Raw genomic sequence first — 24,284 nt, forward strand, 5'->3', positions numbered from 1 at the left:
CACACATCTCAACACGAAGGAGACACCCCATGCAGAATGAAATCGTTTCACCCGAAGCGTGGCTGAAGGCGCGCCTCGAGCTGCTAACCGCCGAAAAGGAATTCGGCCGGCAACGGGAGGCGCTGACGCGCCGCCGCATGGAAATGCCATGGGAGCGCGTGGAAAAATCCTACCTGTTCGAGGGGCCGGCCGGCACCCTGTCGCTTGCCGATCTGTTCGACGGGCGCTCGCAGCTGATCGTCTACCACTTCATGCTCGCTCCGGACTGGCAGGAAGGGTGCAAGCACTGCTCGTTCTGGGCCGACAATTTCAACGGCATCCCGGTGCATCTCAATCACCGCGACGTGACGTTCACGGCCGTTTCGCGCGCCCCGCTCGCAAGGATCGAGGCCTATAGGAAGCGGCTGGGCTGGAGTTTCCCCTGGGTGTCGTCCTTTGGCAGCGACTTCAACTTCGACTATCAGGTATCCCGCACGCCCGAGCAGCTCGCCAAGGGCGAGGCCTACTACAACTACAAGCTCCAGCCGAGCACCGTCCCGGAACAGGTGGGCGTCAGCGTATTCTACAGGAGCGACGAGGACGAGGTGTTCCACACCTATTCCTGCTATTCGCGTGGCATCGAGATGCTGAACGCCGCCTACCATTTCCTCGACCTCGTGCCCAAGGGCCGCGACGAGGACGGCTTGAACTACCCGATGGAATGGGTGCGCCGCCGCGATCAGTACTAGAGCATCCAGCCTTCAAGCTCGCGGAAAATCGCTTCGCGCTCTTCCTGGAAATGCTGTGTGACGACGCGACCGGCCGCAGTGCAGCCGGTCCTCGTCCGTCGCAATGCGGAGCTTTTGGCGGCGAGTGGCACGATGACAATGGGACACTCTCTGCTGCGCATCGCCTGTCGAACGGTGGTGCGACCGTTCAGCCCGGCAGTCCGGCGATCCTGGGGGCCTGCTCTAGCTGATCCTCCCAGGCAGCCCGGCTGTCGAAGCAGATATGTGCGTCGGGCCGGACCGCGATCGCGCTGTCCATGCTTCCTGCGGGCACCACGAGCAAGGTTCCTTCCATCTGGATGCTCGGAACGGCCGAGCCGCATGCGCTGCAGAAACTCTTTTGATGGCGGGTGGCCGGAAGCCGGTATGTCTTGATGAGGTCTTCTCCCGACAGCCATCGCAGCTCGGCCGTTGTCGAAAACAGGTTGGCCGCAAAGGCGGACCCTGTATCCTTGCGGCAACGCGAGCAGTGGCAAAGGAAGAAGCTCTCGAGCGCGCCGGAAACCTCGAAAGTGACGCTGCCGCACAGGCAGGAACCGGTGGTATTGTCTGTCATCTTTTCGCTCCCTGACCTCCATGACGCCCGTCACAGAAATTCGTGCCGCTGGTCACATCGTCCGCGACCGCCCGCTATGGTTCAAACCGATCGGTTGCGGCCTACGTTTTCGGTGAGCCGGATCAGCGCCCGGTCCTGTCCAGCACCAGCACCTCGCCATCTCTAGGGATCCGCAGCTTTGTCGCGGAAATGCCGCGCGCCTCGGCGGCCTCGCGCAAGTCCTGCCTGCTGATCGTCGCATGGTCGAGCGCTTCCATGTGGGTGGCAACGACCACCGCATCTGCGGATGCTGCGCAAACGGAAACGGTTTCATCGGCGTCCATGACAATCAGGTCGCCGTCCCAACGTGCGCCGCAGGAATGAGTGATGATGATGTCGGGCCGCGTCCCGGCGATCACATCCGAGACCGGCGGATAGAGCACGGTGTCGCCGGCCCAGTAGATCGATGGCTCGCCCTCGGCCTCGAGCGTGAAGCCCATCACCGAGCCCATCAGCTCCACAACGGGACCAAGGCCGTGGCTGCCTTCGCGCCGCGTCAGCGTCAGTCCTTGCCAGGTTGCTCGATCGGCAAGCGGCGTCACGGCGGCAAAGCCAGCTGCGCGGATCTCCCCTTCGTCATCAGGCTGACAGAAGATCGGCAGGTCTTTCGCCAGGCACGCCTTGGCGACATCGTCGAAATGGTCCGAATGCAGGTGCGAAACGATCACCAGCTCGACACCGTCGAGGATCTCGTCGATCGACACCGGCAGCTCGACCACGGGATTTTCGGACCGGTTGGCAAAGGAAGGCAGGCTGTGTTTCGGCGCGAAATAGGGATCGATCAGCACGGTGCGACCGGCATAGTCGAGCTTCAGCGTTGCATTGCGGATCAGCTGCAGTTTCATGGGGTGCATCCTCTGGCGGCGACCGGCCGTTTGACATCGCGGTGATCGTTGCGATTGCCGCAGTAAAATCAAGCCCCGAAATGCTGCTTCGTCTCCGTCGTCGCAGCCGCTATTTGGCGGCAGAAATCGCGACCTCTCTTGCGGCAGCGATGATCCGCTCGGCCGTCGGAAAGGTCCCGAGGCCATCAGGGCCGTCGCGCGCCTCAACCTCGACCCAGGCGATGCAGCCCGATCGATCGACAAGGAAATGGCCGACGAGCTGGGTGCCGAAGCTCTCGGAGATGGATCGGTCGATGTCATGCAGTTCGAAGCCATCCTTGGCATTGAGGAGCTCATTGGCCTTCATCGGCTGCGCCGGCTCCGCCAACTCGCCGCCCGGATTGATGCGGGCCGCGGCAAACTGCTCGAAACTGGTGTGTAAGGGCCATTGCGGCTCTTGAGTGCTATCGGCCGGGGCAAAGCCGGCGAGCGGCAGGCCGAAGTCGCGGTGTGTGCGGCACTCGGGATCGCACAGCACCGTCACCGGCGTCGGTTGAAACTGGAGATAGAGACGCGCCCGCTCTATTGGCGTGTTGATCACGGCAAGCGTTTCTACGCCCGCTTCGCGCAAAACCGGCTGGAGCGCCGAGAACTGCCTGAGTTGACGCCGGCAGAACGGACAATGCAGGCCGCGAAACAGACCGATCAGGAACGGCCGACCTTGCAGGTCCGCAAGCGAAACAGTGCCATCGCTGTTGGCAGCGGCCAACGAGAAGGCCGGAGCAGCCTCCCCCGGGCGCAGTCCTGGAAAGTCATTCGCCATCGATAACCGTCCTCCGTAAAGAGCAATTCCTGCAAAAATGCGCAGCGGCTTTGTGTCCTGAATTGCGTACAAGCCAAGAGATAGGGCGTTGTGCGATTCCGTCTGTAGCGGAACCGCCCCAAAGCATGTCGCGCAAAAGTGTGCCGCGGTTTTGCGATAACGACATGCGCAAAAACAAGAACTCAAAGCGCGCCAAGCGAATCTCAAAGATCGCGACGCGCTTTAATGTCACCCGCCGATCACGTCGTCTCGTGACCATGACGGCTTGAGCGGTGCGGTCACCGCCAGCTGCAGTCCCAGGGTTGCCCGCGTGCGGCACGGGCGCAAGCAAACGTGCGGCCACAGGCATGTGTGGCGCTCATCGACGTGCGGCCGCGGCCGGAACCTCGGCCGAGCGTCTGGCGGGCTGCAAGCTGGGCGCTGGCGGGACAGCTGGCAAAGCTCTTTTTCTTGGCGTCATCGGGTGCCGTGATGGTGTTCGAAGGCGCCTTCCTTGCAGGCGTTTCGCCGGTGCTCCGCGTCTTCGACGGATCCGGCAGCTTCGCCTCGCGCCTGATGTCAATGCAGCGGCCGCCCTTCAGCTGCTGGTTCTGGGCGCAGACGAGCGGGCATATCCGCGCCTTCTGCGTCCGCAACCGTTCCAGCACGCCATCGGAGGGTTCGAGTGCCGCAAGCTCAACCTTGCTGAGCCTGGCGAACTGCTCCAGCGCCCGGCGGCTGCCGAGCCCCCATAGACCATCCTCGCTACCCGCGCGGCATCCGACCCGATTGAGTTCCTTCTGGATCGAGCGCACCAGCTCGCGGTTCGGCTCGACGGTTTCCAGCACCGAGGTTTCGCTGGCCGACGGCTGCGTCAGCGCGGCCAGCTGCTCCGGTTCGGCGGGAAGCCCGCCCGCGGCCGGCGCTTGCTGTTTTGCCGCCTCCTCGGCTGCCGCACGCTCGATGATCCTGATCTTTGCCTTCGCCAGCGAAACGAAGGCGCCGGCGGGATATTGCTGCAGATAGGCGTCGAACAGATCGCGATCGCTCGAGCCCTTGATCGTATCCCAATAGGCAAGCTCGGCGGCATTGCCCTCCTTGGTGGTGCCGGGCGATACAGCGGTCCCCTGTGCCGTCGACGGGTTCAACACCACCTCTCCTGTCAGCGAAGAATTGTCCCAGGGCACCTGCTTGCCGTCCGTCGCCTCCAGCACGTCGCGGCGAACGTCGATCAGTTCGCGGGTGATGTCGCGCCCCGGCTTGCCCAGGTGGCGAAGCAAGGCGGCCGTGAACGGCGAGTTGCGCCCGGCGCCGTCCAGCGCGACATTGCCGGGCTGGGTGGCAAAGGCGATCAGCGAGCCGATGCCGGTGCCGACCTTTGCCAGCCCCCTGCCGATCGAACTGGAGCGCGTGCCCATCGAGCGGGCGAGATTGACGGCGAGCGGATTGTCGCGGCAGGCATCGAGGAACACCAGGTTGACCCGGGTCTCGCGCTCCATCGCCGAAAGGATCAGGTTCATCGGCACCGCCTCGAATTCGAGGTCGATATAGGAGAGCAACTTGGCGTCGACGGGGGCGATGTAGTTCTCGCCGTTCACCTGCAAGCCGTGGCCGGCATAATAGAACAGCGCGAGGTCGGCGCCATCGAGCTTGCCGACAAAATCGCGAATGGTCCTGCGCACTCCGGCAAGGTCGAGGTCGCGGCCGACGACGACCTCGAAGCCGAGATCCGTCAGCTTGCCCGCCATGTCGCCGGCATCATTGTCGGGGTTCGGCAACTGCGCCACATGCTGATAGGCCGAATTGCCGATGACCAGCGCCACGCGCTTTTCGGCAAGCGCCTGCGAAGAGATCAGCACCAGGAAGATCGTCATGACCATGCGAAGGCATTGCATGTCATCCCCTCCGGACATGCCTGTGCATGTCCCGCCAGCGCCGCGCATCACAGGATGCGCCAAGGGCACCGTACCACCTCAAGCTTGCCGCATAGGCTTCTCCTCAAATCGCTTGCGCCTTGAGGAGTCATGCCGTCGAACGTCGCGTGCCCCCGCCGCACACCGGCCTGTTTTCAGCAGGGTGCGGCCCCTAGGCGGCGCTGTCAATGCGGTCTGCCCGTACCTGCGACACCCGCTCGGCATGAAACCGTGTCTCGGGGCCGTCCCCGAATTAACGGGCCATGGCCGCATTTCATTCAATTGCCAAATGGGATTAGCGCGCCCTAACCCGTTCTGCTTACGGCGCGTCGAAGGGTTGTTCGCGGCCCGGGTCGCCCCATCCGCACATCGGGCAACGACGGGCCAAAACGAAAAAACGGCGCCGGGAGATCCCGACGCCGTTTCGAATTCCGTTTTGAAGAGCTGCGCTTACTTGACGATCGCCGAGCCGTTGACGATCTCGACATTCTCATCGCCCTGCAGGCCGATGCGGTCTCCGCTCGGCGTGGTGACGAAGCAGCCGCTGGGGCAGATCATCTCGGTCGCGCCGGCGCTGATCGCCACTTCCATGCGGCTTTCGCCCTCGACGACAACCAGAACAGCAGTCTCGCCATCCTTGTTCGTGACAGTCGCGGCAGATACCGCCCCTGCCGCCAGCACGCCGGAAAGCAAAGCAATCACAAATGTCTTCATCGCCCATCGACGCCCGCGGCGCCGCCCTTTTGCACAGCCGGCCGCCCCGTCGGATCGCGACGGTGGCTCCGGCCACCTCTTCAGCCCGTGACAGCCTAGACCGTCAAAAGAAGAATTGCATGCTTTTTATCGCGGGCAGGCTGAATAGCGGCTGAACGCTCCGTTTATCAGCGGTTGGGGTTTGAGCGGCGGCTGGAGGCACGGCGCTTGCCGCCTTCCTGCTCGTTTTCTTCGTCCAACGGGGCTGCTGAAGCGGCCTCTTTCTTCGAGGCGGCGGCCCTCTCATCGGCCGAGGTCGCACCCTTGGGCTCGCCGACCGTCTCCGGCTCGTGGCTCTCGATCCCGGTCTGGTTCTCGACAGGCACGTCTTCGATCTTGACCGGGAACGGCGCGCCGATGCCTTCGTCACGGAAGCGCTCGTAGATGGTGACACGCAAGTCGTTGCGCACGCCACCGCCCGTCAGAACGTCAGCCACGTAGATCCGGAGTTCGAACGTCATCCGGTCCTCGCCAAAGGCGGTAAAGCCGACGGTTGGCGACGGGTTCTTCAACACCATCGGGTGGGCACCGGCGATTTCGGCGAGCAGGTCCATGATCCGGCGCGGCTCGCTCGCATAGGTGACGGTGACGGCGATTTCCGAACGCCCGAGCTTATTGCGGTGCGTCCAGTTGCCGACCGACGCGTTGATCAGCAGCGAGTTCGGCATCATGATCGACTGGTGCTGGAAGGTCTCGATCTCGGTGGCGCGCACCGAGATGCGCTTGACGAAGCCTTCGGTCGTGCCGCTGACGATCCAGTCGCCGACCTTGAACGGGCGCTCGACCAGGAGGATCAGGCCCGAGACGAAGTTCGACACGATGTTCTGCAGGCCGAAACCGACACCGAGCGAGAGAGCACCGGCGACAAGCGCAAGATTGGAAAGATCGATGCCGGCCGCCGAAAGACCGATCAGGCACGCAAGCCCGACCCCGACATAGCCGATGCCGGTGCGGATCGAGTTTCTGACGCCCGCATCCACCCGGCTGCGCGCCATGATGTTGCCGTCGATCCAGCGTTGTACCCAGCGGGTGACGACGTAGCCGAGCGCGAAGAACAGGATGCCCGCCATGATGCCCATGAGCGAGATGGTGATGGTGCCGATCTTGATCTCGGTGATGGCGCGATAGGTCCAGGACTCGATGTCGGCGACCTGGAAGCCCCATTGCAAGAGGATCAGCGGGATGAAGAACAGCGCCACCAGCGCGTAAATGCTGAGGCCCGCCGCCAGCCCGACCTGGTCGAGACCGACCTGCTCCAGCTTGTGGCGGCGCTCGAGATAACGTCCGGCTGCCGTTTCGGCGAAGGCCCCCTGGCGCGACACCGCCTTGCCGGTGAGGAACCCGATGTACATCATCACCAGAATGGCGCCAGTGATGATGATCTGCGTGGCGATGAAGCGGGAGAGACCGACATAGCCGGTCGCGGCTGCGATGATCAGCGCCGCACCGGTCAGCATCAGACCGATGGAGACGATGCGCGGCCATGGGCGACCGGGCGCGTCGAACGGCTCGTCACGCTTCAGCGTCGGCTTGATCCAGGCCGATGCGATGATGATCAGCCCGATGACGACCGAGGCAATGAAGCTCTTGACGACCGTCAGGACAACAGGCGAGCCGAGCGCCTCGCTGATGCCGCCGAAGAGGTAGTCGAGACCGTTGACCAGCACCATGGCGAAGATGGTGATCAAGAGGACGTTGGCGCCGCGATCGGACACGCGCACCAGCCGCCAGCGGGAATCCTTCGGCGACAGCACCGCATTGGCAAGCGTCGTGACGAAGAACCCGACCACGGTTACCGCAAGCGCGATGGCAATGATCGGCGTGATATCGGAGCGCAGCACGTTGAAACTGCGCAGGAAGAGAAAGCTCGAAACGGCGAAGGCAGCCGTCGAGAGCGTCGGAATGAGCGTCGACCAGAAGGCGACGGACAGGCGCCGGAAATAGCTCGGCTCCTCATCGGACTTGTCATGATGGATGTAGGGCGAAAACAGCCGGTTGCTGCCAACAAGGAAGATGAGTGCGGCGCAGATCGACAGGAAGAGCGCAGTCAGAAGCGGAATGCGCTTGTAGTTCCAGACGAAGGTCAGCCAGCTCGTCGTGCTGCGCGACAGCACCTTGGTTTCGTTGATCGTCGCCGACAGCGCCTCGTCGAACATTTCGAAGGACACATCGGTGTTCTTCAACAGCGTGTTGGAAAACAGCGCGCGCCGCGTCGCCGTGATGCCGTTCGACAATTTCGTTGCCTGGACCGAAAGGCTTTCAGCCTCCCCCGTCAGTGCATTGATCTCACCGCGCTCGGCCAACAGCCGCTTTCGCTCTGAGGTGACGATGTCGGCCTCGGGCGGCTGCCCCTCGCCCGGCGGATCGCCGAGTTCGGTCAGCCGGGCCTTGATCTCGTCCAGCCGCGGACGGGTGGCGATCGAGGTCGAGATGATCTGCTTGGCGACGGCATCGACCTGAACCTTGAGTTCGGCAAGCGCGATGTCGTCGTCGCTGGCCTTGCCGACGAGGTCCTTCAGCCGCTGGAGTTCCTTGCCGGCCGTCGCCAGTTGCTCGGCGGTCTGGCTCTGCCCGGCATCGGCCGCGATGGTCGCGTCATTCGCCTGTGCTGCGTTCTGCGTAGGTGCCGCCGCGTTTTGGGCGGGTTGCGTCGCGCCCCCTGCGGGTTGCTGCGCATTCGGCGCAGGCTGCGCTTTGCCGTCGGAGGCCGGCTGCGTGTTCTGGGCGGGCTGGGCGCCTCCCTGCGCCGGCTGATCGCCGGTCTGGGCCGGGGCTTGCGCGGGCGTCTGGGCCGGTTGCGTCGTCGTCTGTGCCGGCTTTGCGGTTTGCGCCACGACAGCGCCGGCACCGGCCAGCGACAGCAGGCAGACGGAAACAGCGAGCAACTTTCCCACGAAACGCAATTTCAAAACCCTCAAAAGCCCAACCTCATCCCGATACGGAATCGCCCGGGCAGTCGTCACAATGCGGTTTGAATACGAAAGACGGCGGAAAGATGCAAAGGCATGGTAAAACATGCCTTCACACCCCGTAAAACCGTCAGAAACCCGAGCCCGGCTGCGCCAGATAAGCAAGTTCCGCCGCCGTCGACGTTCGCCCGACGAAGGCGTTTCGGTGCGGGAAACGTCCATAAGTCTCGATCACCTCGCGGTGCCGGATTGCATAGTCGATATACATGGGATCGCCAAGTTCGGTGAAAAGCTTCACCGCCATGGTCTGGTCCGTCAGGTTCTCGGAATGCTCGAAGGGCATATAGAAGAATGCCCGCCATTCCGGCTTCACCGCCATGTCGGCGCCGGCGCCGACGGCGAGCTTGGCTTCCCTGAGCGCCAGCCCGTCGGTCGCAAAGGCGAGCGGCGTCCCCCGGTACATGTTGCGCGGCAGCTGATCGAGAAGCACGATTGCCGCCAGCCGGTTTTCCGGCGTCGCCCGCCAGACGTCGCCGATCTCCCTGGCAAGGGCGAGATGCGAGGACTGGAAGCGCTGGTAGCAATGCTCGTCCAGCTCGCGGGAAGGCTTGAACCAATGGTCGAGCGACAGTTCCTCGAACCAGAATTTAAGGACTTCATCCGGGGTGCAGGCCTCAGCGTGATACGTCATTCGCTCCTCGTGTTGCGCAGTGGTCGATTGCTGGAACCAGGCGGCAATCGGTCCGTGTCCATGCCGCGAGCTTTACACCACCTTGCGCTGTTTCAGAATGGCAATAAAGGCCAAGCCGCCGACAAGTCCGGTGACGACGCCGATCGGCATGTCCTCGGGCGCCATGACGACGCGGGAAAAGAGGTCGGCCCATATCAGCACCAGCGCCCCGACAAAGGCGGAAAGCGGGATAACCCGGACATTGTCGCTGCCCGCAAACAGCCGAACGAAATGCGGCACCATCAGGCCGACGAAGCCGATCGCACCGGAGAACGCGACCATGACACCGGTCAGGAGCGCCGTGACGACAAAGAGGACAAGGCGGAACCGGCGAACGGGAATGCCGAGCGTCGTTGCCGTCTCGTCACCCATGGCAAGCGCGTTGATCTCGCGCGCACGAAGCACGAGATAGCCGAGGCAGGCCGCCAGCACCACGGCGGGATAGACGAGATGCGGCCATTGCGCCAGACCAAGGCCGCCGAGCATCCAGAAGATCACGGTGTGCACCGCCCGGGGGTCGCCGAGGAAAATCATCAGGTTGCCGATCGACGTCAAGGTGAAGGCGACGGCAACGCCTGACAGCACCAGCCTGTCGGCGTTGGTGCCGAGCACCCGCGTCACCAGCGCCACAAGTGCTGTCGCGACCAGAGCGCCGGCAAAGGCAAACAGCGGCACCGTGGCGAGGCCGAGGATGAGGCCTGTGTGGAGAAGCGCGATGATCGCGCCGAGCGCGCCGCCGGAGGACACGCCAAGCAGGTGCGGATCGGCGAGCGGATTGCGGGTGACGGGCTGAAGCACGGCGCCCGTCAGCGCCAGCCCCGCCCCCACCAGCCCGGCAAGCACGACACGCGGCAGGCGCACGTCCCAGACGATGCTCTCGCGGCCGGCCGACCAGGCGACCTCGACGCTGCCAGGCGAAAGCTTCGAGGCGATGATCGACCAGACGGTCGAAACCGGGATCGGTGCAGAGCCCAAGGAGACGGCAGCGGTGATCGTCAGGCACAAGAGCAGCAGTGCCACGAGAAAGGCGGTCGTGATCTTCACTGTCCGTCCCAGGTTCAAGATTGCAGAGGAGAGGACGAAAGCGGGCGACAAGGCACGCTTACGCCAGAGGGCGGCGCATCGGGCATGACGCGCCGGCAATGCAATAACACGCTAAACGTGCTGCATGATTTGCCCTGTATCGACGCCGGTTTCAGGGATCATGCAGACGACGGCGCATTACATCGCCTGCCCGTGAAATGCCTTTGCCAGGCGGGCGATGGCATCGATGTTGCGCGGGCCCGGCGTCGCCTCGACATAATCGAGCACCACGAAGCGGTCGTTCTTGACGGCATCGATGTTCTTGAAGGCCGGGTTGCTCTTCATGAAGGCGATCTTCTGCTCGGCGGTGACCTCGCCATAGTTGACGATCACCACCACCTCCGGGTTCTTGTCGATCACCGGCTCCCAGGAAATCTCCGTCCAGCTCTTCTCGACGTCGTCCATGACGTTGACGCCGCCGGCCGCCTCGATCATCGCCGTCGGTATCCCGAACCGCCCAGACGTGAACGGCTTCTCCTCGCCGGAATCATAGACGAAGACGCGCGTCGGGCGCTCGATCGCCCCCACTCCCGCAGTGATCTTGTCGAGGTCGCGGCGGTAGCCGTCGACGAGCGCCTTGGCCTGGTCCTCGACGCCGAAAATCAGGCCGAGATTGAGCAGATCGACGAACATGTCGTCCATCGTCGGCTTGCCCTTGGCCATGATGTGGATGCAGGATTCGGTCAGCTCGTAGACGTTGACCTTGAAGGGCGCCAGCGTTTCCGGCGTCACCTCGCCGCCCACCTTCATGCCGTAGTTCCAGCCGGCAAAGTAGAAATCAGCGTCGGCATTGAGCAGCACTTCCTTGGTCGGATATTTTTCCGAAAGCTCCGGCAGCGCCTGGACACCTTCGCGCAGCTTTTCATCCAGCGTCTTCCAGCCGGAGACGCCGGTATAGCCGACCATGCGGTCCTGCAGCTTCAAGGCCAGCATCATCTCGGTGAGGTTGACGTCGTTGGAGACGGCACGCTTTGGCGCCGCATCGAAGGTCACGTCGCGATTGCAGCTCTTGACGGTGACGGGATAGGCGAGCGCCGGCGTCGCGGCGAGCGCGAGGAGCAGAAGCGCCGAACCGGCGAACAATGTCTTCATGAAATCAATTCCTGTCGAGCGAGTGAAAAGGAAAATCGGGCGCCGTTGGAGACGGCATTACTGTGGGCGGTGGCGGTAACGCCAAAGGCGTCGGAAAGCGCCTGCGGGTTGAGCACCTCTTCGGGCGGCCCGAAGGCCGTCATGCGGCCTTCCGTCAGGATCGCCACGTCGGTGGCAAATTCGGCGGCCAGGTTGATGTCGTGCAGCGTGGTAACGATGGTCAGCTGCAGCGTCTGCAACAGGTCGAGGATTTCGAGCTGATGGCGGATATCGAGATGGTTGGTCGGCTCATCAAGGATGATGATGCGCGGCTGCTGGGCCAGCGCCCGGGCAATCAGCACCCGCTGTTTCTCGCCACCCGAAAGTGTCGAGAATTGCCGTCCGGCCAGGTGGGCAAGGTCGAGATGCTCGAGCGCATGCGCCACCGTCTCGCGATCCCTGGCCGTCCAGCCGCTCATGCCTTCGCGCCTGGGGATGCGGCCCATCATCACCACGTCGCGCACGCTGAAGGGGAAATCGCTCGGCATTTCCTGCAAGACGACGGCAATGATCCGCGCCGCCTCCCGTGCCGTCATCGACCAGAGGTCGACGCCATCGACTTCGATCGTGCCCGCCGTCGGCTGGGCGGAACGATAGAGGCAGCGCAGCAGCGAAGTCTTGCCGGCACCGTTCGGGCCGAGAATGGCAAGCCGGCTGCCGGGCGCAATGGCAAAGTCGACCTCGCGAACAAGCCGCAGGTCCGGGCGTGGGCCCCAATCGAGCGCGCGGACACGAAGGCCGGCCCCTGTCGCGGTGCAGCTCATCGTCTCGTCCCTCCCCATGTACGCATTCGACAGGCGTTCATTGGAAATGCCCGCCGATATCTTCGGAGATGAGCAGCGCTGCCGGTATGCGCGCCAGCGTCTTGGCGCTCAGCCCGCGCGGCCGTTCGGCCGCCCGCGTCATGCCATCGTTGCGCCCGGCATAGGTGGTGGCGAAGGTAACCAGATCGTCGATATCCTCATCGGGCGAGATATCGCCGAAGAGATAGGTCGCCTTGCCCGTCGCCTGGAAGGCGATGGTGCAAGGCCGGGTGCAGGCGGCCATGCAGACCGTTCCGGCAATCGAAAAATCCCGGTCGAGCGGCGCGCCGAGGGCGGCAATGCTGCGGTTCAGCCGCTGGATCAGATCCGCGCCCGGGCGGCAGGGGCCGCCGGTGAACCGGCAATCGGTGCAGACCGTTATCTTGTGCTGTCGGGATGCCGGCTTGGCCATATTTCTTCTCCGCCGGATCGGGCCGGAGAGAATATGGCAAAGCGATGTGATGACGGGTGACCGCCGCGCAAAAACCAGTTCTTGTCCATCGGAACACCCCGTCCGTTGTGGTTGATCGGTTCGATGGCAGGTCTCCTGGCTCGCGGGTCTTCGCGCATCCACGTCTTCCCGGCTGAACGCCAGTGACAGGGTGTGAATGCGCTTTCCGCTCACAGTTGCGGGGGCAGCCACGGTTTCGGCCCCATTTGGGTCGTCCGCTCCGTGTTCCCTTTTCAGCCGCTTACGCATTGTCGCGCTCGCAGCACCATCACCCCCTTCGTCGCACACTTCGACGGAGGTGACAACCGGCGGGACGGATCGGCCTCGGCCTATCAACATGCGGCATATTCTCATGCGCCTTAGTTATGTAATATCATTACAGTAAGCAAGCCGAAATATCCGTCCTCCGTTATTATGCATCAGGGTCGGCGACGCCACGACTGACCGTGCACCAACGCTCGACCGCGATGATCAGCAACGTCGTTGGCAACGACCCGTGCCCGATATCCCATCAATGCTGAGATGCGCGCCTTTGGCGGACACTCTGCATAAGCGCAATGAGGGAAACGATGCGTCGGCTGTTTCAACCATCCTTGGAGGAACCGCCTTCGGCGCATTCCATGGCTGGCAACGGCACGGAGTGGTGGGCGCGATTGCGCTCGGCTTCGTCGCCGGAGCCGTCCTCGCCAGTTCACCGAGGTTGCTTATCGAACTGCTGACCTGAACGATCGCCGACGGCATCGGCACCCCATCCCCTGCCATGCCTCGTCGCACGAGCCATCGCGCCGCCCCTGGGCGCAGTCGTCACCGACGGAACGGCCAACCGGTAACGTCGTCCGTTACTGTTACGTACTTGCAGACTGGCACAATCGGTGATGTGCTTTCAAAGAACTGATCGCGCCTTCCAGCGGCGTGCAACGACTTGCGCCGGGTTCGCCCGCGTTCCGGGCGGCGGCGCTCCGAACTTCATATCTCGAAGTCTTATGCGACGTAACATCCAGCCTGTCCGCGTAACTCCCGAATACGACGAGTTTTTTGAAGGGGATGATGGTGAATCCAATAGACTTTTTCGTAGACACGCTGCGTACATATCCACCGGTCGCCGTCTTTCTTGCCCTCGGCATCGGCTTCGTGATCGGCCCGATCAAGATCGCAGGCTTCAACCTTGGAAACGTTACCGCCACCCTTCTGGCCGGCGTCGTCATCGGACAGCTGGGCATCCAGGTTTCCGGCGACCTGAAATCGACCTTGTTCCTTATTTTCCTGTTTGCCGTCGGCTACGGCGTCGGCCCGCAGTTCGTTCGCGGCCTGAGCACGGACGGACCCAAACAGATCCTCTTTGCCCTCTCGGTCCTCGTGCTGTGCCTGATCGTGCCCTATCTGTGCGCGCTGATCGCCGGCCTGCCGCTTGGCTATGGCGCGGGCATGTATGCCGGTTCGCAGACAATCTCCGCGGCCATCGGCGTTGCCAGCGACCAGATCAACGCCATGGGCATGAGCCCGGAACAGGCCAAGACCTACACCGACCAGATCCCGATTGCCTATGCGGTCACCTATATCTGGGGCACCATCGGCTCGGCGATCATCCTGGCGCAACTCGGCCCCAAACTTCTCGGCATCGATCTTCCCGCCGCCTGCAGGGAGTATGAGGCCAAGCTTGGTGGCGGCACCGTGAGCAGCGAACCCGGGATCACCCGCGCCTATCACGATTTCGGCCTCAGGGCCTATCGCGTCGACGAGGCGAGCGGCCTGACGGGAACGCCGGTCAGGAATCTGCTTCCCGGCATCCGCGTCTTCGTCGAGCGGCTGCGGCGCGGCGGCCAGATCATCGAGGCCGATGGCAACACCGTGCTGCAGCCTGGCGATGTCGTCGCCTTTTCCGGCAGACGCGCCGCCCTTGTGGAACACCTCGACGCCAAGCTGCTGGAGGTTGAGGACAAGGAACTGCTGAACGCCGAAGCCGAGGTCCTCGACGTCTACGTCACCAACAAGGCGCTTGCCGGCCGGACACTCGCCGACGTCAGCACCGAGGATTGGGCCCGCGGCGTCTATGCACGCAAGATCGTGCGCTCGCTGGTCGAAATCCCGGTCCTGCCCGGCACGACGGTCGAACGCGGCGATATCGTCACCATCGGCGGCGCCAAGAGACATGTCGAGGCAGCGATCAAGGCGCTCGGCTTTGCCGACCGTCCGGTCGAAACGACCGATATTGCCTTTCTCGGCTGGGGGCTGTTCTTCGGAGCCATGGTCGGCGCGCTGACGCTCACGATCGGCGGCATACCGATCGGCTTGTCCACCTCGGGCGGCGCGCTTCTCGCCGGCCTCGTCCTCGGCTGGCTTCGCTCCACCTATCCTGCCTTCGGCACCATCCCGGCTCCGGCACTCTGGCTGATGAACACGCTGGGCCTGAACATCTTCATTGCCGTCGTCGGCATCGGCGCCGGCCCCGGCTTCGTCGCCGGACTGCAGGAAGTCGGCATTTCGCTGCTGCTCTGGGGCATCGTGTCGACATCGGTCCCGATGATCGCCTCGGTGCTGATCGGACACTACGTGTTCCGCTTTCACCCCGCGATCCTGTTTGGCGCCTGCGCCGGCGTGCGCACCACCACGGCGGCGCTCGGCATGATCCAGGAAGCGGCCAAGAGCAAGGTTCCGGCCCTTGGCTACGGCATGCCCTATGCCATCGGCAACACACTGCTGACCATATTCGGCCTCGTCATCGTCATCATGCTGGCGCCATCAGGCGGGCCGTGAGTTTGAGAGCATCGTTCGAAGAAGCAGAAAACATCGTTTAAGGGAGTGTGATTCATGTTGGACAGAAAATTCTACGACAGTCTATCCGATCTCAGCCCGTTCGAAATCAAGGACGAGCTGATCAAGCTTGCCAGGACGAGCTCGCAGAAATCCGCCACGGCATTCCTCAATGCCGGCCGCGGCAATCCGAACTGGACGGCCACAAGGGCGCGTGAAGCGTTTTTCCTGCTTGGCCAATTCGCCATCACAGAGGCCAAGCGCACCTCCTTTGATCCCAAAGCGGGCGTAGCAGGCATGCCGGCGCGCGATGGGGCGCATCAGCGGTTCCAGAAGTGGATCAAGAAACAGCTCCACGCGGCCGCCCAATGGGACGAGGAGGAGGAAGGCGAACTGCCGGCAAAGACGCTTTCCGACGCCGTCGAATACGCCATTCGCTCCTTCAACTTCGAGCCGGACGCCTTCGTGCACGAGCTCACCGATTCCATCATCGGCGACAACTATCCGGTGCCCGACCGGGCGCTCCATCACAACGAGATCATCACCCATGAATATCTGATGTGGGCGATGTGCGCCGGCCACCGGCCCAAGGCGACGTTCGACCTCTACCCGGTCGAAGGCGGCACCGCCGCCATGTGCTACATCTTCAAGGCGCTGAAGAACGCCCGCCTGCTCAACGCCGGCGACACGATCGCACTCGGCACGCCGATCTTCACACCCTATCTGGAAATGCCGGAACTGGAGGACTACGACCTCAAGACCATCAATGTCAGCGCCGAGCAGGAGGATCGCTTCCAGTTTACCGACGAGGATATCAAGGCGCTCGAAAACCCCAAGGTGAAGGCGCTGTTCCTGGTGAACCCCGGAAACCCGTCCGCCGTTGCCATGGATCCGGATTCGATCAAGCGCCTCGTCGACCTCGTCACCAAGAAGCGTCCCGACCTGATCGTGCTCACGGACGACGTCTACGGCACCTTCGTTCCAGGCTTCCAGTCGCTGCTCGGTCATCTGCCGCGCAACACGATCGGCGTCTACTCGTACTCGAAGTATTTCGGCTGCACCGGCTGGCGCCTCGGCGTCATTGCGGTGGCGCAGGACAACATCTTCGACGAGAAGATCAAGGCGCATGGCGAGCCGATCCAGAAGCTCCTGGAAAAGCGCTACAAGGCGATGACGCCGAAGCCGCGCGACGTGAAGTTCATCGATCGCATCGTCGCCGACAGCCGCGACGTGGCGCTGAACCACACCGCCGGCCTGTCGCTTCCGCAACAGGTGATGATGTCGCTCTTCGGCCTCGTCGAGCTGATGGATGTGGAGAAGGCCTACCAGAAGGCCTGCATCGCCATCTGCACGAAGCGGTTCTGGAACCTGATCGAAGGCATGGGCGTCGAGTCGAATCCCGGCATCTATTTCGACCACTATTACGGCATCATCGACTTCGAGTTCTGGCTGCGCAAGTATGTCGGAGAAGATGTCGTCGCCTGGGTGAAGGAGAACATTCACCCGCTCGACATCCCCTTCCGGCTCGCCGAAGACTACGGCATCGTTCTCTTGAACGGTTCTGGTTTCGATGCGCCGAACTGGTCGGCACGCGTCTCCTTCGCCAATCTCAACGACGATGCCTATACCCAGATCGGCACTGCCGTCCGCTCCGTGGCGCGCGGTTACGTCCAGGCCTATCGCGCTTCCAAGGGCATTCCGATCAGCTGATGCACCAAAGGCGCCGGCCGCCTCTGGGCGGCCGGCGATTTCAACCCGCTCGCCTCGCCTGACCGCCTCGTTTCCTGAGCCGCATTCCCGCGCGTCCGAAAATCGACCGAAGGCTTCAGGCGCCGCATATCGTTGAAAACCCATCTGCATTCGGCACGCAGCCCACCGGCGTCCGGCGCTCAATCTCGAAGGATCGTCACGTGGTCGAACAGGCGTTCAGCATTCTGCGGGCTCATCCGGAACTGGCGTTGTTCCTGGCGCTCGGCATCGGTTATGCCGTCGGCAAGATCACCATCGCCGGCGTGACGGTCGGCGCCGTCACCGGCTGCCTGCTGGCCGGCGTGCTGATCGGCCAGACCGGCGCCGTGCTTTCGAACGATGTGAAGCAGGCGTTCTTCCTGCTCTTTCTCTTCGCCATCGGCTACCGCACCGGCCCACAGTTCTTCCAGAGCCTCAACGCCGACGCCCTGCCGCAGATCGCCGTCACCGTGACGCTTTGCGTCGTGGCACTTGGCGTGGCGATCGTTCTTTCCATCTTCTTCGGCTTCGATCTCGGAACGGCGGCGGGCGTGCTTGCCGGCGGGACAACGGAATCGGCAACCGTCGGTGTCGCCATCGACACGTTCCGAAAGACCGCACCGACGCCAGAGGCTGCCAGCCAGTTCGAGTCCGCTGTCGCGACCGGCTTTGCCGTCGCCTATCTCGTCGGTGTCGTCAGCGCCATCCTCGTGCAGTCGCAACTGGCGCCAAGACTGTTCGGCCGCAGCCTGAAGGACGCCTGCGCCGAACTCGAGGCAGAACTCAACATCACTCCGAGCGACACCGGCAACAGCGCACGCCGCGAGATCGAGGCACGCGCGTTCGTCGTCGGCGACAATCTTGTCGGCCTCACCGTCCAGGAGGCGGAGGCACGCGTTCCCGAGCGGCAGAAGGCCTATATCGAACAGATCCGCCGGGGCAGCGAGATCATCACCCCCGCTGCCAAGGAGCGCCTGCAGGTGGGCGACGTCATTGCAGTCGCCGGGCTTCGCGGGTTTCTGGTGGAGTATGCCAGCCGGATCGGCACCGAGATCGACGATCGCGAGTTGCTCGATATCCCGGTCGAGGTTCTCGACGTCGTCGTCACGAACAAGGAGGTTGCAGGACAACGCCTGTGGCAGCTCAACCAGCGACCGGAAGCGCGTTCCGTCTTCCTGCGCGGGATCCTCCGCGCCGGCCAGACGATCCCGATTTTCCCGGGGCTGACCGTGCGTCGCGGCGACGTGATGTCGATTGCCGGCGCGAGGCGCCACGTGGAGGATGCGGCAGCTCTCCTTGGTTATGCCGACCGCGAGACGACGGCGACCGACATGGTCTTTGTCGGCGTGTTCATCTTCCTCGGGGGCCTCATCGGCATTCCCGCCCTCAAGCTCGGCGCGCTGGAGATCGGCCTCGGCGTCGCGGTCGGCGTGCTGGTCGCCGGCCTCGTCGCCGGCTGGCTACGCTCGATCAGGCGCACCTTCGGCTTCGTGCCGGAGGCCACGCTCTGGTTCTTCGACAGTGTCGGGCTCTGCGCCTTTATCGCCTGCGTCGGCATTTCGGCTGGTCCGAGCTTCGTGGCGGGCCTGGTCCAGTCGGGGCCGGCGCTCGTCATCGCGAGCGCGCTGATCTGCGTGATCTCACACCTGGCCGCACTTGCGCTCGGCCGCTGGGTCTTCCGCATGAACGAAGGCCTGCTCGCCGGCACCTGCTGCGGCGCCGGCACCTCGGCACCAGCTCTTGCCGCCGTGCAGGAGGCAGCCGGAAGCAAGGTCCCGACATTGGGTTACGGCCTTGGCTATGCAATCGGCAATGTGCTGCTGGCGCTCTGGGGTGCGGTGCTGGTTACGGTTCTTGGGTAGCAACGCCCTTTGGCCCGGCGGCGTACATTCGCCGGTTGAAGCCCCTCATCTTCCATCTATCGCAGCGGCCACACCAGCATCAGCGTTGGGATGCTGACGACAACAATGACGAGCGAGAGTGGCAGGCCGAGGCGCGGGTAATCGCTGAACCTGTAGCCACCTGGCCCCATCACCAGGGTGTTGCACTGATGGCCGATCGGGGTGAGGAAGTCGCAGCCGGCGCCGATAGCAACGGCCATCAGGAAGGCTTCGGGCCGGTAGCCGAGCGCGGTCGCGAAGCTGGCGGCGATCGGCGCCATGACAAGCACGGTCGCGGCATTGTTCAGGAACGGCGTCACGGCCATCGCCGCAAGCAGGATCAGCGTCAGGGCGCCGGCGGGCGGCAGGCCGGTTGCGACCGTGCCGAGCCAGCTGGCAATGACATCGGTTCCTCCTGTCGTGCGCAGGGAATCGCTGACCGGGATCAGCGCCGCCAGCATCACCAGGATCGGCCCGTCGACCGAGCGATAGACGTCACGCAGCGGAATGATCCGGAAGATGACCATGGCAAGGGCGGCGGCAAAGAAGGCGATCGGGATCGGCACCAGGCCAAGCGCGGTCGAGCCCATGGCAGCGGCCAGAACGAGAAGGGGCAACGTCGCCTTACGGATGGTGCCGAGCAGGATCTCGCGCTGCGCCAGCGGCAGGCAGCCGAAATCCTGCAGGAACGATGGCAGCTCGCGGCGCGCGCCCTGCAGCACGACGATATCGCCTGCCCTGAGGCGGATGCTACCGAGCCGTTGCTTCAGCCGCTCGCCCTGGCGGCTGACGGCAAGCAGGTTGATGTTGTGGTTATTGAACAGCGCCAGGCGCTGCGCCGACATGCCGACAAGCGGCGAGCCGCTGCCGATCACCGCCTCGACCGCCTCGATCTCGGCACCGGTCTTTTCGCTCGATGACGGCGAACGATCGCCGGAAATTTTCAGTTTGGCCTGCGAGACGATGCGGTCGAGCGCATCCGGCCCGCCCTCGAGCAGCAGCACGTCTTCGGCCTCGAGCTTGATGTCGGGCAGCGGCGCCACATGAAGCCCGCGTCGGAACACGGCAATGACGACGGCTCCGCCATCGCCGATCTTGACGAGGTGGCTTAGCGACTTGCCGATGACGGGTGAGCCGGCCGCGACCACCGCTTCCGAGGTGTAATCGGTGATCTCGATTGCCGCCTGCACCGAGACATGCTGGCTCGTGCGCTGCGGCACCAGCCTGTAGGCAAACAGCAGGAAGACGACGCCGACGGCCGCAAGCGTGGCGCCGACGGGCGTGAAGTCGAACATGGTAAAACTCTCGCCCGTCAGTTCCTGCCGCACCCGCGACACGACGATGTTGGGCGAGGTGCCGACCTGGGTCATCAGCCCGCCGATCAAGGAACCGAAGGCCATCGGCATTAGGAACACCGAGGGCGTGACGCCCGAGCGGCGGGCGAACTGGAACGCGACCGGGATCATGATCGCGAGCGCCCCGATGTTCTTGATGAAGGCGGAAAGGATGGTGACGGCGATCACCAGCAGCGCCAACTGCGCCCTGACCGACGAGATGTTGGGCAGAAACCGCTGGATCGCCGCATCGACGATCCCCGAGCGCGCCACCCCGGCGCTGACGATGAGCGCGCTGCCGACGATGATGACGATATCGTCGCTGAAGCCGTCGAAGGCGTGATCGTAGGGCACGATGCCGACCGCGACTGCAAGCATCAGCGCCGAACAGGCGATCACGTCGTACCGAAATCGCCCCCAGATGAAGAATGCCATCATGGCGCCGATGACGAGAAACGCGAGAGACTGTTCGGCGGTCATGCAATACCTGGATTGGGCAGAGGGACTGGGCGGCGAGACGGAGCGCCCGAGAGGCGCAAGTGCCTAACGCGCAAACCGAGTGGAAGTTCGCCAAGGACTACCGCATGTTTCGCCGGATCGGAAATCGCAGCGGCGACAAATCTGGGTATGAGCGGGAAATGCGAGGCGCTTCATCGCCAAGACCTGCCTCATTCCCGTGCCTGTCACGGGAAACTGCAGCAAGACCAAGTCCTTGGGCTGAAGGTACTTTGACCCGACCGACGTCAGGCCGCTGGATTCCGGCACAGGGCCGGAATGAGGGGAACTGGATAGCCTCCCGTCAAACCGGCCCTTTCAAGGTTTGCCAGCAATCTCAGCCCGGGAAATCCCCTCTCCCGGCCCTGCCCTGGGCCGTCACGCCTAGGTAGCGATGCGCCGGCGATCAGTTGGCCGGTTGCGCGGCCTTCTCGATGAGATCGGCAACGGCCTTGGGGTTGGAGACATAGATCGCATGGCTGCCGGGCACCTCGACGACAGTGGCGCCTGCGCGCTTTGCCATCATCTGCTGCGCAGCCGGCGGGATCATGAGATCCTGGGCCGCAACCAGATAGTAGCTCGGCTTCGTCTTCCACGCCGGCTCGGTCACGGCACCGGAGAGCGCCTCGACACCCCACGGAACCTGGGAATCGGCCATGAAGGCAGCCGTCTCGGCATCGACGTCGGCGGCGAAGGACGCGGCGAACTTCGCCTTGTCGAGGAACAGGAAGCCATCGACCGGCGGCAGGATCGGCGGCACCGGCGCGCCGGCCGGCGGATTGGCGATCAGCGTTGAGACGGACTCGCCCTTATCCGGCGCGAAGGCGGCGATGTAGACGAGGGACTGGACCTTCTCATGCGTGCCGGCTTCGCTGATGACGACGCCGCCATAGGAATGGCCGACCAGAACGACCGGTCCCTCGCTCTTGTCGATCGCCTGCTTGGTGGCAGCAACGTCGGCAGCAAGCGACGTCGTCGTATTTTGAACGATGCTCACGTTGTAGCCGTCCTTCTTCAGGATGTCGTAGACCCCCCTCCATCCGGTGCCGTCGGCAAAGGCGCCATGAACCAGAACGACAGACTTTGCCCCCTTCTCGGCGGCGAATGCGGTGGTACCGGCGGCGACCAGTGCGAGCGAGGCGGCAGCGGCAAGCAGAGACTTCTTCAACATTTGCGCAACTCCTTAATTTGTTAGCGCGACAATCATTATCGCGATAAGCATTAATTACGCTTCATCGAACCGACTGTCCAGCATTTTATTATCGCGATAATGATTTCCGTGGTAAGGTCATGAAAAGCCACGGACAAAACTGGAGATGACCGATGACCACCCCGGCGCCACTTCCACTCGACAGCCAGTTGTGCTTCTCGATCTACGCGGCGGCGATCGCCATCAACCGCACCTACAAGCCGATGCTCGACGCGCTCGGCGTGACCTATACGCAATATCTCGCCGTCAGTGCGCTGTGGGAACAGGACGGCCTGAGCATATCGGCCATTGCCGACCGGCTCGGCCTGGAGCCGAGCACCATCACGCCGGCCGTAAAGCGGCTCGAGGCGGCAGGTTTCCTTTCAAGACGCAGAAGCACGGCTGACGAGCGACTGGTCGAGGTCTTCCTGACGGAAAAGGGCAAGGAACTGCACCCCAAGACCGCGTGCCTTACCGACACGTTGCTGCGTCGCTCAGGCTTTAGCGTGCCGGAGATGATCGATCTCAACAAGAAGGTCCAGATGCTGCGCGATGGCCTCACGCGGGAAGAAAAACCGGACGCCCGCAGCTAGGTCTATCTCCGCGCATTGAAATGGCTGCGACTGCCTGCAATCGCATGCCCGCAACTTGGAAATTCCCGTTGGAGCGCTACACTTTAGAGAAAGGTGTTGGAGAATTGCCTGCGAAAGCCGGAATAGATCGCGCCTGCTGGGAGTCGCGTATGGCAGCGGGCAGAAATCCATTCCGCCTCCTGCACGACAGAGGATCGTCGACATGAAACACGCTCTTGCCGCCCTGACCGTTGCCTTGCTTCTCGGTGGCTGCACCGCAAGCGGCCAAACCTATGGCTACTCGCCGAACCTCGAGCCCATCCCCGGCAGCATCACCTATGGCGGCCAGCCGCGCACCAAGCTGCAGAAAGCCCCGGTCGGCAGCATCGTCCCGCACCAGTTCTTCGATCAATTCGGCCGTCAGGTGTTCGAGACCTATGTGATCGAACCGGATCGCTCGCTGCGCCTCGTCAGCCGCCGCTGGAGGAACATCGACGCCTTCGGTGGCTTCGACGACTGAGCTTCACCATTCGCGCGACGACCAGCCGCACGACCCATCCTCCGAGACTGAGCGCTGTCGCAGCCACGCGCTCTCTTTGACCGCGTCCGAGGCGGGCTTCAACGGTTCCCGCCCTCGAACTGCTCCAGCACCCAATCCCTAAGCACCTGCGTTGCCGGCCGCTCGGCCATGCGCGGGCTGTAGACGAGGTCGTAGCGGTCGCCCTCCAGCGTCAGGTCGAAAGGCTGGACGAGAATGCCGGAGGCAAGCTCTTGTGCCACGAGCGTCAGGCTCAGGAGGGCGATGCCCTGCCCCGCGACCGCCGCTTGGACAGCGTGGATCTCGTCGGTAAAGGAAAGTCGTGCGCTAGCATCGACATCGGAGGCGCCCGCACACTCCAGCCATTGCCGCCAGACGGGGGCGCGGTGATCGTTGCGGCGCGCTGGGCCCCAATCGAAGTGAATGAGCGTTGCCCGTTTGAGATCGGCCAAGCTTGCCGGCGCAAGGCTCGGCGTGCAGACCGGCGCGAAGCGATCGGCAAACAACGCCTCAGTAACGAGGCCGGGATAGTGCCCGCCGCCAAGCCGGATAGCGGCATCTGCATCCGCCTCGAGGTCGAGCGTGCGGTTGGAGGCATCGAGCCGCAGTGTCCAGTCGGGATAGGCTTCGCGGAACGAACCGGCAAGCGGCGCAAGCCTCTTGGCGACGAAGGCAACGGTGGAGGTAAGACGCGCGACCTTGCCCGCCTGCTGCCGACGCACATCGGCAATCGCCTGCTCGAAACGATCAAGACCATCGCGCAACACCGGAAACAGCGCCTTGCCTGCGGCGGTGAGATGCACCTGCCGCGTCTCGCGCTCGAAGAGCTTAACCTCAAGCATCTCCTCCAGCTGCCGGATCTGGTGGCTGACGGCGGTCGCTGAAACATTCAGCTCCTCCGCCGCATGCTTGAAGCTCAGCCGACGGGCAGCCGCCTCGAAAACCCTCAGTGCACCGAGCGGCGGCAACTTCCTCATCCCATCCTCATAGGTGAACTAGATTCATCCATCGGCTGAGAAATCACTCTTTGTCAGCC

21 protein-coding genes and 1 riboswitch are annotated in these 24,284 nt (G+C 63.4%); of the genes, 7 read left to right on the top strand and 14 right to left on the bottom strand.

The features are described from left to right. Positions 1–29: 29 nt before the first annotated feature. Positions 30–728: a DUF899 domain-containing protein gene (locus AC07UR_RS10815; RefSeq protein WP_209791422.1), complete on the top strand. Its 699-nt coding sequence runs from the start codon at positions 30–32 to the stop codon at positions 726–728. 187 nt (positions 729–915) lie between these two features. Here AC07UR_RS10815 and AC07UR_RS10820 read toward each other — a convergent pair whose 3' ends face one another. The 11 genes from AC07UR_RS10820 to AC07UR_RS10870 form a co-directional block, all read right to left on the bottom strand. After that, positions 916–1,323: a GFA family protein gene (locus tag AC07UR_RS10820; RefSeq protein WP_173420334.1), complete on the bottom strand. Its 408-nt coding sequence runs from the start codon at positions 1,321–1,323 to the stop codon at positions 916–918. Between the two features lie 122 nt (positions 1,324–1,445). After that, positions 1,446–2,207: an MBL fold metallo-hydrolase gene (locus AC07UR_RS10825; protein ID WP_209791423.1), complete on the bottom strand. Its 762-nt coding sequence runs from the start codon at positions 2,205–2,207 to the stop codon at positions 1,446–1,448. 109 nt (positions 2,208–2,316) lie between these two features. Continuing rightward, positions 2,317–3,009 (bottom strand): redoxin domain-containing protein, encoded by a 693-nt coding sequence (locus tag AC07UR_RS10830; protein WP_209791424.1) that lies wholly within the window; start codon positions 3,007–3,009, stop codon positions 2,317–2,319. A 278-nt stretch (positions 3,010–3,287) separates the two neighbouring features. Beyond that, a complete protein-coding gene (locus AC07UR_RS10835) occupies positions 3,288–4,883 on the bottom strand; it encodes a caspase family protein (RefSeq protein ID WP_234941949.1) in 1,596 nt (531 codons plus the stop codon). A gap of 468 nt (positions 4,884–5,351) precedes the next feature. Beyond that, positions 5,352–5,615 carry a hypothetical protein gene (locus AC07UR_RS10840; RefSeq protein ID WP_025427439.1) on the bottom strand — a complete coding sequence of 88 codons (264 nt, stop codon included), beginning with the start codon at positions 5,613–5,615 and terminating at the stop codon, positions 5,352–5,354. Positions 5,616–5,782: 167 nt separating this feature from the next. After that, positions 5,783–8,599 carry a mechanosensitive ion channel domain-containing protein gene (locus AC07UR_RS10845; RefSeq protein WP_412728398.1) on the bottom strand — a complete coding sequence of 939 codons (2,817 nt, stop codon included), beginning with the start codon at positions 8,597–8,599 and terminating at the stop codon, positions 5,783–5,785. Positions 8,600–8,693: 94 nt separating this feature from the next. After that, positions 8,694–9,254 (bottom strand): DUF924 family protein, encoded by a 561-nt coding sequence (locus AC07UR_RS10850; protein WP_173420337.1) that lies wholly within the window; start codon positions 9,252–9,254, stop codon positions 8,694–8,696. Positions 9,255–9,326: 72 nt separating this feature from the next. Further along, on the bottom strand, positions 9,327–10,337 hold the full coding sequence (locus AC07UR_RS10855) for a FecCD family ABC transporter permease (RefSeq protein ID WP_327795871.1): 1,011 nt from the start codon (positions 10,335–10,337) through the stop codon (positions 9,327–9,329). A gap of 177 nt (positions 10,338–10,514) precedes the next feature. Next, positions 10,515–11,468, bottom strand: coding sequence for an ABC transporter substrate-binding protein (locus AC07UR_RS10860; protein WP_209791426.1), 954 nt, complete (start codon positions 11,466–11,468; stop codon positions 10,515–10,517). Next, positions 11,465–12,271: an ABC transporter ATP-binding protein gene (locus AC07UR_RS10865; RefSeq protein WP_209791427.1), complete on the bottom strand. Its 807-nt coding sequence runs from the start codon at positions 12,269–12,271 to the stop codon at positions 11,465–11,467. Before AC07UR_RS10865 ends, AC07UR_RS10860 begins: the two co-directional genes overlap by 4 nt. Positions 12,272–12,308: 37 nt before the next feature. After that, complete coding sequence (locus AC07UR_RS10870) at positions 12,309–12,722, bottom strand: DUF1636 family protein (RefSeq protein ID WP_209791428.1); 414 nt, start codon at positions 12,720–12,722, stop codon at positions 12,309–12,311. Positions 12,723–12,830: 108 nt separating this feature from the next. After that, positions 12,831–13,046, bottom strand: a riboswitch (cobalamin riboswitch). A gap of 247 nt (positions 13,047–13,293) precedes the next feature. Here AC07UR_RS10870 and AC07UR_RS10875 point away from each other — a divergent pair. From AC07UR_RS10875 to AC07UR_RS10890, 4 genes are all read left to right on the top strand, one after another. Then, positions 13,294–13,485: a hypothetical protein gene (locus AC07UR_RS10875; protein ID WP_209791429.1), complete on the top strand. Its 192-nt coding sequence runs from the start codon at positions 13,294–13,296 to the stop codon at positions 13,483–13,485. Positions 13,486–13,808: 323 nt separating this feature from the next. Further along, positions 13,809–15,515: an aspartate-alanine antiporter gene (gene aspT, locus AC07UR_RS10880; protein ID WP_209791430.1), complete on the top strand. Its 1,707-nt coding sequence runs from the start codon at positions 13,809–13,811 to the stop codon at positions 15,513–15,515. Positions 15,516–15,569: 54 nt separating this feature from the next. Then, positions 15,570–17,222: a bifunctional aspartate transaminase/aspartate 4-decarboxylase gene (locus tag AC07UR_RS10885; RefSeq protein WP_209791431.1), complete on the top strand. Its 1,653-nt coding sequence runs from the start codon at positions 15,570–15,572 to the stop codon at positions 17,220–17,222. 200 nt (positions 17,223–17,422) lie between these two features. Continuing rightward, entirely contained in the window at positions 17,423–19,102 is a 1,680-nt protein-coding gene (locus AC07UR_RS10890) for an aspartate:alanine exchanger family transporter (RefSeq protein ID WP_209791432.1), read from the top strand. A gap of 56 nt (positions 19,103–19,158) precedes the next feature. On the opposite strand, the gene AC07UR_RS10895 is transcribed toward AC07UR_RS10890, so the two are convergent. Beyond that, positions 19,159–20,934, bottom strand: coding sequence for an SLC13 family permease (locus tag AC07UR_RS10895; protein WP_209791433.1), 1,776 nt, complete (start codon positions 20,932–20,934; stop codon positions 19,159–19,161). A gap of 421 nt (positions 20,935–21,355) precedes the next feature. After that, a complete protein-coding gene (locus AC07UR_RS10900) occupies positions 21,356–22,120 on the bottom strand; it encodes an alpha/beta fold hydrolase (protein WP_209791434.1) in 765 nt (254 codons plus the stop codon). 152 nt (positions 22,121–22,272) lie between these two features. Here AC07UR_RS10900 and AC07UR_RS10905 point away from each other — a divergent pair, with 152 nt between their 5' ends. Further along, complete coding sequence (locus AC07UR_RS10905) at positions 22,273–22,731, top strand: MarR family winged helix-turn-helix transcriptional regulator (RefSeq protein WP_209791435.1); 459 nt, start codon at positions 22,273–22,275, stop codon at positions 22,729–22,731. A gap of 202 nt (positions 22,732–22,933) precedes the next feature. Next, the gene (locus AC07UR_RS10910) at positions 22,934–23,230 is read left to right on the top strand and encodes a hypothetical protein (RefSeq protein WP_173420348.1); all 297 of its coding nucleotides are present in this window, start codon (positions 22,934–22,936) and stop codon (positions 23,228–23,230) included. A gap of 98 nt (positions 23,231–23,328) precedes the next feature. Here the strand turns inward: AC07UR_RS10910 and AC07UR_RS10915 are convergent, their stop codons facing one another. Then, entirely contained in the window at positions 23,329–24,225 is an 897-nt protein-coding gene (locus AC07UR_RS10915; protein ID WP_209791436.1) for a LysR substrate-binding domain-containing protein, read from the bottom strand. Positions 24,226–24,284 lie beyond the last annotated feature (59 nt).

Source organism: Ensifer sp. GW821-FHT05G01 (assembly GCF_059419585.1).